12 protein-coding genes are annotated in these 14,985 nt (G+C 62.1%); 9 read left to right on the forward strand and 3 right to left on the reverse strand.

The window, feature by feature from the left end:
* Positions 1–9: 9 nt before the first annotated feature.
* Positions 10–2,022 carry a bifunctional tRNA (5-methylaminomethyl-2-thiouridine)(34)-methyltransferase MnmD/FAD-dependent 5-carboxymethylaminomethyl-2-thiouridine(34) oxidoreductase MnmC gene (gene mnmC, locus M5C01_RS02930; protein ID WP_152737259.1) on the reverse strand — a complete coding sequence of 671 codons (2,013 nt, stop codon included), beginning with the start codon at positions 2,020–2,022 and terminating at the stop codon, positions 10–12.
* Positions 2,023–2,162: 140 nt separating this feature from the next.
* Here mnmC and pap point away from each other — a divergent pair, with 140 nt between their 5' ends.
* Both pap and M5C01_RS02940 read left to right on the forward strand, forming a co-directional pair.
* Complete coding sequence (pap, locus tag M5C01_RS02935; protein ID WP_103495913.1) at positions 2,163–3,671, forward strand: polyphosphate:AMP phosphotransferase; 1,509 nt, start codon at positions 2,163–2,165, stop codon at positions 3,669–3,671.
* A gap of 108 nt (positions 3,672–3,779) precedes the next feature.
* Positions 3,780–4,964, forward strand: coding sequence for an acetyl-CoA C-acyltransferase (locus tag M5C01_RS02940; RefSeq protein ID WP_152737260.1), 1,185 nt, complete (start codon positions 3,780–3,782; stop codon positions 4,962–4,964).
* Positions 4,965–4,984: 20 nt separating this feature from the next.
* On the opposite strand, the gene M5C01_RS02945 is transcribed toward M5C01_RS02940, so the two are convergent.
* Positions 4,985–5,194: a DUF6316 family protein gene (locus M5C01_RS02945; protein ID WP_152737261.1), complete on the reverse strand. Its 210-nt coding sequence runs from the start codon at positions 5,192–5,194 to the stop codon at positions 4,985–4,987.
* 211 nt (positions 5,195–5,405) lie between these two features.
* Between M5C01_RS02945 and M5C01_RS02950 the strand changes: the two genes are divergently transcribed.
* A complete protein-coding gene (locus M5C01_RS02950; protein ID WP_103495910.1) occupies positions 5,406–6,365 on the forward strand; it encodes a DMT family transporter in 960 nt (319 codons plus the stop codon).
* Between the two features lie 9 nt (positions 6,366–6,374).
* On the opposite strand, the gene M5C01_RS02955 is transcribed toward M5C01_RS02950, so the two are convergent.
* Positions 6,375–7,769: a class II fumarate hydratase gene (locus M5C01_RS02955; protein WP_152737262.1), complete on the reverse strand. Its 1,395-nt coding sequence runs from the start codon at positions 7,767–7,769 to the stop codon at positions 6,375–6,377.
* A 191-nt stretch (positions 7,770–7,960) separates the two neighbouring features.
* Here M5C01_RS02955 and M5C01_RS02960 point away from each other — a divergent pair, with 191 nt between their 5' ends.
* From M5C01_RS02960 to M5C01_RS02985, 6 genes are all read left to right on the forward strand, one after another.
* On the forward strand, positions 7,961–8,485 hold the full coding sequence (locus tag M5C01_RS02960; RefSeq protein ID WP_103495908.1) for a DUF2059 domain-containing protein: 525 nt from the start codon (positions 7,961–7,963) through the stop codon (positions 8,483–8,485).
* Positions 8,486–8,497: 12 nt separating this feature from the next.
* Complete coding sequence (locus M5C01_RS02965; protein WP_100939074.1) at positions 8,498–8,794, forward strand: BolA family protein; 297 nt, start codon at positions 8,498–8,500, stop codon at positions 8,792–8,794.
* 117 nt (positions 8,795–8,911) lie between these two features.
* Positions 8,912–9,850: a rhodanese-related sulfurtransferase gene (locus M5C01_RS02970; protein ID WP_152737263.1), complete on the forward strand. Its 939-nt coding sequence runs from the start codon at positions 8,912–8,914 to the stop codon at positions 9,848–9,850.
* 36 nt (positions 9,851–9,886) lie between these two features.
* Positions 9,887–10,489 carry a DsbA family protein gene (locus M5C01_RS02975; protein ID WP_177100248.1) on the forward strand — a complete coding sequence of 201 codons (603 nt, stop codon included), beginning with the start codon at positions 9,887–9,889 and terminating at the stop codon, positions 10,487–10,489.
* A 31-nt stretch (positions 10,490–10,520) separates the two neighbouring features.
* On the forward strand, positions 10,521–12,299 hold the full coding sequence (locus tag M5C01_RS02980; RefSeq protein ID WP_177100246.1) for an ABC transporter ATP-binding protein: 1,779 nt from the start codon (positions 10,521–10,523) through the stop codon (positions 12,297–12,299).
* A gap of 213 nt (positions 12,300–12,512) precedes the next feature.
* Positions 12,513–14,972, forward strand: coding sequence for an EAL domain-containing protein (locus tag M5C01_RS02985; RefSeq protein ID WP_152737264.1), 2,460 nt, complete (start codon positions 12,513–12,515; stop codon positions 14,970–14,972).
* The last annotated feature ends 13 nt before the right edge of the window (positions 14,973–14,985 follow it).

The following is a 14,985-nucleotide window of genomic DNA, read 5'->3' on the forward strand; positions in this document are numbered from 1 at the left end:
GGCGCCGGTTCAGGCGTTCGTCCGAGGCTTGACCGTGCCGCGAATCAGGGCGCGCAAGGCGAAACGATTCGGATGACAGGCCTCGGCAATGCTGCGGGGCAGCGGCAACGGTTCGTTCTCCAGCCACGCCGCCAGCAGCTCACCCGAAAGCGGTGCGCTGATCAGACCACGGGAGCCGTGGCCGCTGTTGATATACAGGCCCTCGAGCCAGGGGCAGGGGACCTGTGGCACCTGCCGGGCATCCCGGGCCAGGATGCCGTAGGCCTCGGCGAACGCTTGCGGGTCCGCCAGCGGCCCGACGATCGGCAGGTAATCGGCGCTGGTGCAGCGAAAGGCGGCCCGGCCTTGCAGTTGTTCTGGAGCCAAGCCCGCGGCGTTCAAGCGCAGGGCCAGGTCGGGCGAGATGTCCTGTAGCAATGCCAGGTTGCCGATATGCTCCGCCGTGGTGGGAGTCAGGTCTTCGCTCTTGAAATCGAAGCTGGCTCCCAGGGTATGTTCACCCAGGCGTGCCGGCGCGACATAACCTTCGGCGCAGACCACGGTGTGCAAGGCGGCGCTGCCGGCGGTCTGCGCCAGGCGAGTGATCTGCCCGCGAATGCGCTTGAGCGGCAGCGTGGCGCTGGCGGCGAAGCGTTTCACTTCGGCGGCGCCGGCAAGGATCACCACCGGGGCGCCGCCCAGCAGGGTGTCGGCGGCCCACGCCTGCCATTGGCCGTCGACCTGGCGCAGTTCGACGGCGTCGCTATGGGCACGCACTTCAATGTTCGGGTGGTCGGCCTGCCACTGGCACAAGGCCGGCGGATGAACCCAGCCGCCTTCCGGAAAGAACAGTCCACCGTGTTCGAGGGCCACGCCAGCACGGGCCTGGGCCTGGGCTTGATCGAGGACCTGCAGCAACTCGGGGCTGAAGGCCTTGGCCAATTGGGCCTGGCGCTCGGCCTCTTTCTCATCGAAGGCCAGTTGCAAGACGCCGCAGTCGTCCCAGTCGAGGCCTTTGTGCAACTGCTCGAGCAAGCGCCGGGTATGCCCGAAACCGCTGAGGATCAGTTGCGACAGCGCGGTGCCATGGGCCGACAGCTTGAGGTAGAGGACGCCTTGCGGGTTGCCCGAGGCTTCCCGGGCCAGGGCATCGTGGCGCTCCAGCAGGCAGACCTGCCAGCCACGGGTGGCGAGGCTCGCCGCGCTGGCACAACCGGCCAGGCCGCCGCCGATCACCAGGGCCCGGCGTTCGCCGCCGGGCGGTCGTGGGCGGGAGAACCAGGGCTTGGCCTGCGGCGGTTCGGCGGTGTCTTCGGGCCAGCCGATAAATTCGCCCCGCAGGATTTCCCATTTATGGCCGATGCCCGGCGTGCGGCGCATCTTGAAGCCCGCGGCATTCAACGAGCGACGGACCCAGCCGGTGCTGGTGAAGGTGCTCAGGGTCGCGCCGGGGGCCGCCAGTCGCGCCAGTTCGGCGAACAGTTCGGGTGTCCACATCTCGGGATTTTTCGCCGGGGCAAAGCCATCGAGGAACCAGGCGTCGATCCGGGCATCCAGTTGCGGCAACTGTTCCAGGGCATCGCCGACCAGCAGGGTCAGGGTCACCCGGCCATTGTCCAGCAGCAGGCGCTGGAAGCCCTGGTGAATGGCGACATACTGCCCGAGCAATTGCGCGCTGAACGTCGCCAGTTCGGGCCAGAGGCTGAGGGCGCGTTGCAGGTCGGCGCGGCTCAGTGGGTACTTTTCCACGCTGACGAAATGCAGTCGGGCGCCCGCTACCGCACAGGTTTCGAACAACTGCCAGGCGCAGAGGAAATTCAGTCCGGTGCCGAAGCCGGTTTCGCCGATCACCAGCCGCTCGTTCGGCCCGAGGGCCTCGAAACGCTCTTTCAGACGATTTTGCTCGATAAAGACGTAGCGGGTTTCGTCCAGGCCCGACTGGTCGGAGAAATACACGTCGTCGAAGACCCGCGAGTGCGGGCGACCTTGATCATCCCAGTCGATCTGGGCGTGGCTGGGAGGAGTGGGCGATACGCGGGTCATGGGGGCACTCGACGGCAACAAGGCGGCTATTCTAGCCCATTGCCGGGCGCTGGATTGATCCACGGCAAGGCCTGGGGATTTCCCGCCACACAGCGTGGTCCGATCCGTTAGTCTTGCTCTATCTTGGAAGGGAGTCGCCCATGTTTGAATCCGCCGAAATCGGTCACGCCATCGACAAAGAAACCTACGACGCCGAAGTCCCGGCCTTGCGCGAAGCCTTGCTGGAGGCGCAGTTCGAACTCCAGCAGCAAAAGCGCTTTCCGGTCATTGTGCTGATCAATGGCATTGAAGGGGCGGGCAAGGGCGAGACGGTCAAGCTGCTCAATGAATGGATGGACCCGCGTCTGATCGAGGTCCGCACCTTCGACCAGCAGACCGATGAAGAACTGGCCCGGCCACCGGCCTGGCGTTATTGGCGGCAGTTGCCAGCCAAGGGGCGCATGGGGGTGTTCTTCGGCAACTGGTACAGCCAGATGTTGCAGGGACGGGTGCACGGCCATTTCAAGGACGCGGTGCTGGACCAGGCGATCAATGGCGCCGAGCGCCTGGAGCGCATGCTCTGCGACGAAGGTGCGCTGATCTTCAAGTTCTGGTTCCACCTGTCCAAGAAACAGATGAAGGCCCGCCTCAAATCTCTCCAGGATGATCCCCTGCACAGCTGGCGCATCAGCCCGCTGGATTGGCAGCAGTCGGAGACTTACGACAAGTTCGTGCATTTCGGTGAGCGGGTGCTGCGTCGTACCAGCAACGACTATGCACCCTGGCATGTGATCGAAGGTGTCGATCCGCATTACCGCAGCCTGACCGTGGGCAAGATCCTGCTCGAAGGCTTGCAGACGGCGCTCAAGACCAAGGACGCCAAGCCGCGCCCGACCAATGCCGCACCGCTGCAGTCGGGGGTGGACGAACTCAGTCTGCTGGACAGCCTTGACCTGAGTCAGCACCTGGACAAGGACGACTATGAAGAACAACTGATTACCGAACAGGCGCGGCTGGCCGGTCTGCTGCGGGACAAGCGCATGCGTCGGCACGCGCTGGTGGCGGTGTTCGAAGGCAATGATGCGGCGGGCAAGGGCGGAGCGATCCGCCGGGTCGCCGCGGCGCTCGATCCACGGCAGTACCGTATCGTCCCCATCGCCGCGCCGACCGAGGACGAACGTGCCCAGCCGTACCTCTGGCGGTTCTGGCGGCATATCCCGCCGCGTGGCAAGTTCACCGTGTTCGACCGTTCCTGGTATGGCCGTGTATTGGTAGAACGGATTGAAGGCTTCTGCAGCCAGGCCGACTGGATGCGTGCCTACAGTGAAATCAACGATTTCGAGGAGCAACTGAGCGAGGCCGGAGTGATCGTGGTGAAGTTCTGGCTGGCCATCGATAAACAAACCCAATTGGAGCGTTTCCAGGCTCGCGAAGAAATTCCGTTCAAGCGCTTCAAGATCACCGAAGACGATTGGCGCAACCGCGAGAAATGGGAGCTGTACCGCGATGCCATCGGCGATATGGTCGACCGTACCAGCACCGAAGTGTCGCCCTGGACGCTGGTGGAAGCCAATGACAAGCGCTGGGCCCGGGTCAAGGTGCTGCGCACGATCAACCGGGCCATCGAGGACGCCTTCGAAGCATATGGGAAGAAGGGTAAGTCGAAGTAGGACGATGGCCGCGCATACGCCGGATGAATGATTGTCGCGGTCGGGAATCGGGTGGGCTTATGCTCGCTCGATCCTTCCAACCGACAACAACAATCAACGAGGTGGGTCATGCGTGAAGTGGTGATCGTCGACAGCGTGCGGACTGGCCTGGCCAAGTCCTTTCGCGGCAAATTCAACCAGACCCGGCCGGATGACATGGCGGCCCATTGCGTCAACGCCTTGCTCAGCCGCAACGGCATAGACCCGGCCAGCGTCGAGGATTGCATCGTCGGCGCCGGCTCCAACGAGGGGGCCCAGGGCTACAACATCGGGCGTAATGTCGCGGTGTTGTCGAAGCTGGGCACCGGCACCGCCGGCATGACCCTCAATCGCTTCTGCTCCTCGGGGTTGCAGGCGATTGCCATTGCCGCCAACCAGATCGCATCCGGTTGCAGTGAGATCATCGTTGCCGGTGGCGTCGAGTCCATCAGCCTGACGATGAAAAGCGTCAACACCGACAACCTGATCAACCCGCTGCTCAAGGAGCAGGTGCCGGGGATCTATTTCCCCATGGGCCAGACCGCCGAGATCGTCGCCCGACGCTACGGTGTCAGTCGTGAGCAGCAGGATCAGTATGCGTTGCAAAGCCAGCAGCGCACGGCCGCCGCCCAGGCCGCCGGTTTGTTCGACGATGAAATCGTGCCCATGGCCGTAACCTATGCGGTTGAAGACAAGGCCAGCGGGCAGATCCAGCATCTGCAAGGCGTGGTGGAGCGTGATGACTGCAATCGCCCGGACACCACATTGCAAAGCCTGGCCGGTTTGAAGCCGGTGTTTGCCGAAGACGGTTCGGTGACCGCGGGCAACTCGTCACAACTGTCCGACGGCGCTTCGATGACCCTGGTGATGAGCCTGGAAAAAGCCCTGGAACTGGGGCTGACGCCCAAGGCCTTGTTCCGTGGTTTTGCCGTGGCCGGTTGTGAACCGGACGAAATGGGCATCGGCCCGGTGTTCTCGGTGCCACGGCTGCTCAAGGCCAGGGGCCTGAGCGTGGCGGATATCGATCTGTGGGAGTTGAACGAAGCGTTCGCCTCGCAGTGCCTGTACAGCCGTGATCGGTTGGGCATCGACAACGACAGGTACAACGTCAACGGCGGTTCGATTTCCATCGGCCATCCCTTCGGCATGACCGGCTCGCGCCAGGTCGGGCACCTGGTGCGTGAGCTGCAACGACGCAAGTTGCGTTATGGCATCGTCACCATGTGCGTGGGCGGTGGGATGGGGGCGACGGGGTTGTTCGAAGCGTTGCTCTGAACCTGGACCAGACCCTGTTGCTACAGGGTCTGGCTGGCCTGGATGGCATTGGCCCGCTGCATGCGTTTTACATACAGCTGGGTTTCGCGCTCGGCATCGGTGCGAGTAAAGAACGGCCCTTCCAGTGTGTTTTCCCGAGTGCTGAAAAAAAACAATCCGTTGATGGTCGTCACTCGGCCACTGCGAAAATGTATGGCCTCGGTGCTGTCTTGTGCGCGTTTGCCGAACATGGCGAAATCTCGCTGGTGAGCGTAGCTGTCAGAAATCTAGCATAAAACTTATGAAGATAGCTCACCTGATCCTCCGATCAATGGTCATGGCCAGTTTATTGGCGGCGTTTCTGGCATGCTCAAGGTCGTATCGGGCTGTCTTCCCCGGCTGTGTTGCCGACCTGGCAAGGCCTAGAATGGCGACTTCCCCCATACGTCCGTAGGACTCTTCATGCATATCTCATCCGGTCGCTGGGGCTATGGCCTGTTCCTGGCGCTGTTGACCGCCGTGCTCTGGGGCATTTTGCCGATCAAGCTCAAGCAGGTATTGCAGGTGATGGACCCGGTGACCGTGACCTGGTGCCGGTTGATTGTGTCGGGGGGCTTTCTGTTCGTGTACCTGGCGGCGACCCGGCGGTTGCCGAGCCGGCATGTCCTCGGGCCACGAGGCGGCTGGCTGGTGCTGATGGCGGTGCTCGGCCTGGTGGGCAACTACGTGCTTTACCTCATGGGCTTGAACCGCCTCAGTCCGGGCACCGCGCAGTTGGTGGTGCAGATGGGGCCGATTTTCCTGTTGATCGCCAGCCTGTTCGTGTTCAAGGAGCGCTTCAGCCTGGGGCAGGGGCTCGGCTTGCTGGTGCTGCTGTTCGGCTTCGGGCTGTTTTTCAATCAGCGCCTGGAAGAGTTGCTGACCTCCCTGGGGACTTACACCGCCGGGGTATTGATGGTGTTGCTGGCGTCCACGGTCTGGACCTTTTATGCCTTGAGCCAGAAGCAATTGCTGACGGTATGGAATTCGTTGCAGGTGATGATGGTGATCTACCTGTTTTGTGCCTTGTTGCTCACGCCCTGGGTGCACCCGAGCGAAGTCCTGCAACTGAGTCCGTTGCAGGGCTGGTTGTTGCTCGGTTGTTGCCTCAATACCCTGGTGGCCTACGGTGCCTTTGCCGAGGCCCTGGCGCACTGGGAAGCCTCGCGGGTCAGTGCGACCCTGGCGATCACGCCGCTGGTGACCTTTGCCGCGGTGGCCCTGGCGGCCTGGCTGTGGCCCGGCTTCGTACAGCCCGAAGATATCAATGGCCTGGGGTATGGCGGCGCGTTGCTGGTGGTGCTGGGCTCGGCGCTGGTGGCGTTGGGGCCGTCGCTGATGGCCGGGCTCAAGGCCCGGCGGGTGCGTTTGATGGCAAATTAACGCTCGACGTCAGCCGTTCTTGCCGGATTCAAGCATGTTTTCCGGCCGGACCCAGGCGTCGAACTCGGCGTCGGTCAGGTAGCCGAGGGCCAGCGCCGCTTCACGCAAGGTGAGGTTTTCGCTGTAGGCCTTCTTGGCGATCTGGGCCGACTTGTCGTAGCCGATATGCGGATTCAGCGCCGTCACCAGCATCAGGCCACGCTCCAGGTGCGCGGCCATCTGCACCGGGTCGGGTTCCAGCCCGGCGATGCAATGCTGCTGGAAGTTGCTGCAACCATCGCCGAGCAGTCGGATCGACTGCAGCAGGTTATGGATGATCACCGGCTTGAACACATTCAACTGCAAGTGACCCTGGCTGGCGGCAAAGCCGATCGTCACGTCATTGCCCATGACCTGGCAGGCCAGCATCGATAGCGCCTCGCACTGGGTCGGGTTGACCTTGCCGGGCATGATTGAACTGCCCGGTTCGTTGGCCGGCAACTTCACCTCGGCAAATCCGGCACGCGGCCCGGAACCCAGCAGGCGCAGGTCGTTGGCGATTTTCATCAGGGCCACGGCGAGGGTTTTCAGGGCGCCGGAGAGGGTGGTCAGGGGCTCATGGCCGGCCAGGGCGGCGAATTTGTTCGGCGCGCTGATAAACGGCAAGCCGGACAACGCCGCGAGTTCGGCGGCAACCGCCTCGGCAAAACCATGGGGCGCATTCAGCCCGGTGCCGACGGCGGTGCCGCCCTGGGCCAGTTCGCAGACCGCCGGCAAGGCCGCGCGAATCGCCCGCTCGGCGTAGTTCAGTTGCGCGATATAGGCCGAAACCTCCTGGCCGAAGGTGATCGGCGTGGCATCCATCATATGGGTGCGCCCGGTCTTCACCAGCTTCATATGGCGCGCCGCCAGTTCCGCCAGTCCGCCGGACAACTCGGCGATTGCCGGCAGCAACTGCTGGTACACCGCCTGGACGGCGGCGATGTGCATGGCGGTGGGGAAGCAGTCGTTGGAGCTCTGGGAGCGATTGACGTGATCGTTGGGGTGTACTGGCAGCTTGCCGCCGCGGCCCTTGCCGGCCAGCTCATTGGCCCGCCCGGCAATCACTTCGTTGGCGTTCATATTGCTCTGGGTGCCGCTGCCGGTCTGCCAGACCGCTAGCGGGAACTGGTCGTCATGTTCGCCGGCGAGCACTTCGTCGGCGGCCTGCTCGATCAGCCGGGCGATATCGGCGGGCAGGTCGCCATTGCGGTTGTTGACCCGGGCCGCGGCCTTCTTGATCAACGCCAGGGCGTGCATGACCGCCAGGGGCATTTTTTCCGTGCCGATGGCGAAGTTGATCAGCGAACGCTGGGTCTGGGCGCCCCAGTAGGCCTCTTCCGGTACGTTTACCTGGCCAAGGCTGTCGGTTTCGATGCGACTCATTCGGTTTCACTCCTGATGGCGGGTTAGCGCAGTTTAGGTCCTGATCGAACGCGTGGGTTCCCTTCCAGGTTTTACTCTCTTCGCGACCATCGGACACCCGAGCATTGGCCGCGGGGTTGAGTGACACACTTTGTTAGGCGCAGAATGGATGCCCTTGGGGTTTTACCTCGCCTGTTTAGAAAGGAAACTCGATGACCCGTCTTCGTGCCATCTGTACCGCGGTTGCTCTGGTATGCGCCAGCGGCCAGGTTTTCGCCGATACCGCCAGCCACAACGCCAGTGCCGAGGCTTTCCTGACGTTGGCCCACGCCGACAAGCTGGGCACCCCGGTCTACGCGCAAGTACAGCAAATGTTTGCCCAGCGCTTCGAGCAGACCCAGGCACCGGCCTCGAAAAAGCCGTTGCTCGACACCTACCAGGCCAAGGCCAACGCCGCCCTGGACCAGGCCATCGGCTGGAACAAGCTCAAGCCTGACATGCTCAAACTCTACACCGACAACTTCAGCGAATCCGAACTCAAGGACCTGGTCGCGTTCTACCAGTCGCCACTGGGCAAGAAAGTCCTGGAAAAAATGCCGCAACTGACCCAGCAATCGGCCCAGATGACCCAGGCCAAACTGGAAAGCGCAGTACCGGTGGTGAACAAGCTGCTGGAAGACATGACCAACGAGCTGACGCCCAAGGCGCCGGCACCCGCGGTCAAGAAAAAGCCGTAAGCGGAGCCTGGAATGAGCATGCAGCAACGTATCGAAACCGCACTGGGCGCCCTGCAACCCGAGCACCTGCAAGTCCTGGACGAGAGCCATATGCACAGCCGTGGGTTGCAGACCCACTTCAAGGCGGTGCTGGTCAGCGCACAGTTTGCCGGGTTGAACAGCGTCAAGCGCCACCAGAAGGTCTATGCCGCCCTGGGTGACCTGATGAGTGAATTCCATGCGTTGGCCCTGCATACCTACACCCCTGAAGAGTGGGTGAAAATCGGCGTGGCCCCGGCATCGCCGGTCTGCGCCGGCGGAGGGCATTGATGCTGGTTTTTTGACCGGTGTTTTTTTGCTAGAATCCGCAACGCGCCGCACTGTCGGCGCGTTTTTTTTGCATCCGGTTCGCCCTTTGCGAGGGCAGCCACCTGGAGAGAATCACCCATGACTCAACCCATAGTCGTGGCGGCACTTTATAAGTTCGTCACCCTGGAAGATTACGTTGCCCTGCGCGAGCCACTGCTGCAGGCGATGGTCGACAACGGTATCAAAGGCACCCTGCTGATCGCCGAAGAAGGCATCAACGGTACGGTTTCCGGTAGCCGCGAAGGCATCGACGGCCTGCTCGCCTGGCTCAAGCTGGATCCGCGGATGATCGACATCGACCACAAGGAATCCTATTGCGACGACCAGCCGTTCTATCGGACCAAGGTCAAGCTGAAGAAGGAAATCGTCACCCTGGGGGTCGAGGGCGTGGACCCGAACAAGCAGGTCGGCACCTATGTCGATCCACAGAACTGGAATGCGTTGATCGCCGACCCGGAAGTGTTGCTGATCGACACCCGCAACGATTATGAAGTTTCGATCGGTACCTTCGAAGGCGCCATCGACCCGAAAACCACCAGTTTTCGCGAATTTCCCGACTACATCAAAGCCCATTTCGACCCGGCCAGACACAAGAAGGTCGCGATGTTCTGCACCGGCGGCATTCGCTGCGAGAAGGCCTCCAGCTACATGCTCAGCCAGGGGTTCGACGAGGTCTATCACCTCAAGGGCGGGATCCTCAAGTACCTCGAAGAGGTACCCCAGGAGCAGAGCAAGTGGCAGGGCGACTGCTTTGTCTTCGACAACCGCGTCACCGTGCGCCATGACCTGAGCGAAGGCGACTACGATCAATGCCATGCCTGTCGTACGCCGATCAGCGTCGAGGAGCGTGCCTCGGAGCACTACGTGGCCGGGATCAGTTGCCCGCATTGCTGGGACACCTTGAGCGAGAAAACCCGTCGTAGCGCCATTGACCGCCAGAAACAGATCGAACTGGCCAAGGCGCGCAACCAGCCGCACCCGATCGGTTACAACTATCGTCAATCTTCCGAGGGCTGAGCCATGTCCGCGCGCCTGCTGTATGTGATGGACCCGATGTGTTCCTGGTGCTGGGGATTTGCCCCGGTGGCCGAGGCACTGGTCAAGCAGGCCCAGGCGGCGGGGGTCGAACTGCACCTGGTGATGGGCGGCCTGCGCACCGGCAGCGGCGCCGCGCTGGAGCCGACCACCCGGCGCTATATCATGGAGCACTGGCAGGCGGTCACCGAGACCACCGGCCAACCGTTCAAGCTCGACGGCGCCTTGCCTGACGGTTTCATCTACGACACCGAGCCTGCCTGCCGCGCCGTGATCACCGCGCGTAGCCTGGCGCCGGACTGTGCGTGGACGCTGGTGGGGCTGATCCAGCGGGCCTTTTATGTCGAGGGTCGGGATGTCACCCAAGCCAGCGTGCTGGTGGAGCTGGCGGAGCAAGCCGGTTTGCCGCGCATCGAGTTTGCCGGCGCCTTCGACACGGCCGAGCAACACGCGGCCACCGCGGCCGATTTCACCTGGGTCCAGGACCTGGGGATTGCCGGCTTCCCGACCCTGCTGGCCGAACGTAATGGCCAGTTGGCGCTGCTGACCAATGGCTACCAGCCGCTGGCTGAACTTGCCCCGCTGCTCGGCCGATGGCTGGAGCGCGCGGCCAGTGCTTGAACAGCCCGATCCCGAACCCGTCAAACCCCCTGTGGACCGCTTGAGCTGGGCCGAAATCCGGCGTCTGGCCCTGCACCATAAGAAAGCGCTGTGGATCGCCAACCTGGTGGCCGTGTTGGCGACCTTGTGCAGTGTGCCGATTCCCCTGCTGTTGCCATTGCTGGTGGACGAGGTCCTGCTGGGGCACGGCGATGCCGCGCTCAAGGTGATGAACCACCTGCTGCCCGATCCCTGGCAGCGCGCCGTCGGTTATATCGGCCTGATGCTGCTGGTGACCCTGACCCTGCGTTGTGCGGCCCTGGTGTTCAACGTGGTCCAGGCGCGGCTGTTCGCCGGGCTGGCCAAGGACATCGTCTACCGCATCCGCACCCGGTTGATCGAACGTTTGAAGCGTATTTCCCTGGGCGAGTACGAAAGCCTCGGCAGCGGCACCGTGACCACGCACCTGGTGACCGACCTGGACACCCTGGACAAGTTCGTCGGCGAGACCCTGAGCCGCTTTCTGGTGGCGATGCTGACGCTGGTGGGCACCTCGGCCATCCTGGTCTGGATGCACTGGAAGCTGGCGCTGCTGATCCTGCTGTTCAACCCGCTGGTGATCTATGCCACGGTGCAGTTGGGCAAGCGGGTCAAGCATCTGAAGAAGCTGGAAAACGACAGCACCTCGCGTTTTACCCAGGCCCTGACCGAGACCCTCGACGCGATCCAGGAAGTGCGTGCCGGCAATCGCCAGGGCTTTTTCCTCGGCCGTCTGGGGACCCGTGCCCGGGAAGTACGGGATTACGCCGTGGCGTCGCAATGGAAAAGCGATGCCTCGAGCCGGGCCACGGGGCTGCTGTTCCAGTTCGGCATCGATATCTTCCGTGCGGCGGCGATGCTCACGGTGCTGTTCTCGGACCTGTCCATCGGCCAGATGCTCGCGGTGTTCAGTTATCTCTGGTTCATGATCGGGCCGGTGGAGCAGTTGCTGAACCTGCAATATGCCTTCTACGCCGCCGGCGGTGCGCTCGAGCGGATCAACGAACTGCTGGCACGTGCCGATGAACCGCAGTACCCCGGTGGCGTCGATCCTTTCATTGGGCGCGACACCGTGGGTATCGAGGTACAGGGCCTGAGTTTTGCCTATGGCGAGGAACCGGTGCTCGATCAGTTGGACCTGTCCATCGCCCCTGGCGAAAAAGTCGCGATTGTCGGCGCCAGCGGCGGCGGTAAAAGCACCCTGGTGCAACTGCTGCTGGGTCTTTACACGCCCCAGTCCGGGACCATTCGCTTTGGCGGCGCGTCCCAGGCCGAGATCGGCCTGGACACCGTGCGCGAGAACGTCGCGGTGGTGTTACAGCACCCGGCGTTGTTCAACGATACCGTGCGCGCCAATCTGACCATGGGCCGCGAGCGCAGCGATGAAGCTTGCTGGCGGGCACTGGAAATTGCCCAGCTCGACGCTACGATCAACCTATTGCCACAAGGCCTGGACAGTATTGTCGGGCGCTCCGGGGTGCGTTTGTCCGGTGGTCAGCGTCAGCGTCTGGCGATTGCCCGGATGGTCCTGGCCGAACCCAAAGTGGTGATTCTCGATGAAGCGACCTCGGCCCTCGACGCAGCCACCGAATACAACCTGCATCAGGCCCTGAGCCGGTTTCTCAGCGGTCGCACGACCCTGATCATTGCCCACCGGCTGTCTGCGGTGAAACAGGCGGATCGGGTGCTGGTATTCGACGGTGGGCGCATCGCCGAGGACGGCGACCATCAGCAGCTTATTGCCGAAGGTGGCCTCTACGCGAAGTTGTACGGGCACCTGCAAAAAATTTGACGCGCTTGAGTTTTATCGGGTTTTCTGTGCTTAGTGGTTGAATTGACTGAAGGAAAGACTTTTTTCTCTGTGTGTGCGAACGATGGATGAGTTCCGGTGACCTGGAAGGGGGGAGGTTGATCCCTTCGGTGTCATGGAAATTAGCCTAGGCTGTGCTATCAGAAGTGGATTTCTCTCGAGTGCTCATCTGGCAGTGCTGATGCAAGGGATCTCATGAAGCAAACGCGGACTCTCGGAACGCCACGGCTGTTGGGCATCGTCTGGCCATTTATTGCTGTTGTCCTGTTTCAGGCCCTGCTGGGCTGCCTGAGCCTGTATGTGCTGTCCGCCGTGCGCGGTTATGTGGCGGGCGAGAGTCTCTGGTCCAAGGGCCAGAAGGACGCCATCTACTACCTCAACCTGTACGCCGATAGTCGCGACGAAACGATCTTCCGTAAATACCAGGAAGCGATCGCCGTGCCCCAGGGCGGACACGACCTGCGGGTCGCCCTGGATTCGCCGACCCCGGACCTGGCGGCCGCCCGGCGTGGGATACTGCAAGGCGGCAACCACCCCGACGATGCCTCCAGCATCATCTGGTTATACCTGAACTTCCGGCACTTCAGTTACCTGGAACGAGCCATTGAAAAATGGGCGGTGGGCGACAGTTATCTGTTGCAACTGGACACTGTCGCCCAGCAGATGCACCGGGCGATCTCGGTCAACCAGGAGAGTAACAACGATATCCGGCGCTGGAAGAGCCAGATCTTTGCCATCAATGATGGCGTGACACCGGCTGCTAAAGCCTTCAGCGATGCCCTGGGCGAAGGTTCACGGGTCATTCTGCGCTTGTTGCTGATCACCAACCTGGCCACCGCCCTGGGCCTGATCGCCCTGGCCTTGCTGCGCACGCACAAGTTGCTGGCCCAGCGCCATGCCTTTGCCGATGCCTTGCAACTGGAAAAAGAGCGGGCGCAGATTACCCTTGAGTCGATCGGTGACGGGGTCATCACCACCGATGTGGAAGGCGCCATTGCCTATATGAATCCGGCCGCCGAGCACCTGACCCACTGGAAGGCCGGACAGGCCCATGGCCTGCCCCTGGCGGCACTGTTCAACCTGCTCGACGAAAATGCCCAGGAGGAAGGTTTTACCCTGATCGAACATATTCTCAGCGGCCGGCTGAGCGGTGGCAGCGAGCATTCCAAGCTGATCCAGCGCCTGGACGGCAGCACCGTGTCGGTGACCCTGGTGGGCGCGCCGATCCGCAACGCCGGCAAAGTCAGTGGGACGGTGCTGGTGCTGCACGATATGACCCAGGAGCGCCAGTACATTGCCAACCTGTCCTGGCAGGCCACCCATGACGCCTTGACGGGCCTGGCCAACCGGCGTGAATTCGAGTATCGCCTGGAACAGGCGCTGTACAACCTGAGCCGCCAACCGGCACGCCACTCCTTGATGTTCCTCGACCTGGACCAGTTCAAGCTGGTCAATGACACCTGCGGTCATGCCGCCGGCGATGAATTGCTCCGGCACATCTGTGCCTTGCTGCAATCCGGCTTGCGCGAGGGCGATACCCTGGCCCGTCTGGGCGGTGACGAGTTCGGCATCCTGCTGGAGAACTGCCCGTCGGAGGCCGCGGAAAAGATCGCCGAAGGCCTGCGGCAGACCGTGCAGAACCTGCATTTCGTCTGGAAAGGGCGGCCGTTCGTGACCACGGTCAGTATCGGCCTGGTGCACATTGCCCAGGCACCGGCCACCCTGGAGGCTTCGCTGCGGGCGGCGGACATGGCCTGCTACATGGCCAAGGAGAAGGGTCGCAACCGGGTCCAGGTGTATCACGCGGACGATTCGGAGTTGTCCTTGCGTTTCGGCGAGATGGCCTGGGTCCAGCGTTTGCACATGGCCCTGGAGGAAAACCGGTTCTGCCTGTATGCCCAGGAAATTGCCGCCCTGGGACACACCGATCACACCGGTGGGCATGTGGAAATCCTCCTGCGTTTGCACGACGAGGCCGGGCGTATGATCCTGCCCGACAGCTTTATCCCGGCCGCCGAGCGTTATGGCCTGATGACCCAACTGGATCGCTGGGTGGTGCAGAACGTCTTCAAGGTCATTGCCGAATGCATCGCCCAGAAGCGCGGGGGCGCGATGGCGATGTGCGCGATCAATCTGTCGGGTACCACCATTGGCGACGACGGCTTCCTCGGCTTCCTGCATGAGCAGTTCAAGCTGCATGGCATTCCGCCGGATATGATTTGTTTCGAAATAACTGAAACCAGCGCCATTTCCAATCTCGGCAGCGCCATACGATTTATCAATGAACTCAAGAACTTGGGCTGTCGGTTCTCGTTGGACGACTTTTGCGCGGGAATGTCTTCATTCGCCTATCTCAAACATTTGCCTGTAGACTTCCTGAAGATCGATGGAAGTTTCGTAAAGGATATGCTGGACGACCCGATTAACCGCGCCATGGTCGAGGTGATCAATCACATCGGCCATGTCATGGGGAAGCGAACGATTGCAGAATTCGTTGAAACACCGCAGATCGAGCAGGCCCTGCTCGAGATCGGTGTCGACTATGCTCAAGGCTATATTGTCGAGCGGCCGCAGTTGTTCACCTGTGACAGCCTGTTGTGTCGGCCCGCTCGACCCCGGCCTCTCCTGTTCAAGGCGCCTGGTACATTCCGCTGAAACCTTTGCTGAT

The organism is Pseudomonas sp. MWU12-2319, assembly GCF_023242525.1.
Taxonomy (GTDB): domain Bacteria; phylum Pseudomonadota; class Gammaproteobacteria; order Pseudomonadales; family Pseudomonadaceae; genus Aquipseudomonas; species Aquipseudomonas gingeri_D.

What these genes read in the sequence shown, in the direction of transcription:
- M5C01_RS02960 (WP_103495908.1), top strand. Translation starts at nt 7,961, where the DNA reads ATGACCCGTCTTCGTGCCATCTGTACCGCGGTTGCTCTGGTATGCGCC.
- pap (WP_103495913.1), top strand. Translation starts at nt 2,163, where the DNA reads ATGTTTGAATCCGCCGAAATCGGTCACGCCATCGACAAAGAAACCTAC.
- M5C01_RS02940 (WP_152737260.1), top strand. Translation starts at nt 3,780, where the DNA reads ATGCGTGAAGTGGTGATCGTCGACAGCGTGCGGACTGGCCTGGCCAAG.
- M5C01_RS02945 (WP_152737261.1), bottom strand. Translation starts at nt 5,194, where the DNA reads ATGTTCGGCAAACGCGCACAAGACAGCACCGAGGCCATACATTTTCGC.
- M5C01_RS02950 (WP_103495910.1), top strand. Translation starts at nt 5,406, where the DNA reads ATGCATATCTCATCCGGTCGCTGGGGCTATGGCCTGTTCCTGGCGCTG.
- M5C01_RS02965 (WP_100939074.1), top strand. Translation starts at nt 8,498, where the DNA reads ATGAGCATGCAGCAACGTATCGAAACCGCACTGGGCGCCCTGCAACCC.
- M5C01_RS02985 (WP_152737264.1), top strand. Translation starts at nt 12,513, where the DNA reads ATGAAGCAAACGCGGACTCTCGGAACGCCACGGCTGTTGGGCATCGTC.
- M5C01_RS02970 (WP_152737263.1), top strand. Translation starts at nt 8,912, where the DNA reads ATGACTCAACCCATAGTCGTGGCGGCACTTTATAAGTTCGTCACCCTG.
- mnmC (WP_152737259.1), bottom strand. Translation starts at nt 2,022, where the DNA reads ATGACCCGCGTATCGCCCACTCCTCCCAGCCACGCCCAGATCGACTGG.
- M5C01_RS02955 (WP_152737262.1), bottom strand. Translation starts at nt 7,769, where the DNA reads ATGAGTCGCATCGAAACCGACAGCCTTGGCCAGGTAAACGTACCGGAA.
- M5C01_RS02975 (WP_177100248.1), top strand. Translation starts at nt 9,887, where the DNA reads ATGTGTTCCTGGTGCTGGGGATTTGCCCCGGTGGCCGAGGCACTGGTC.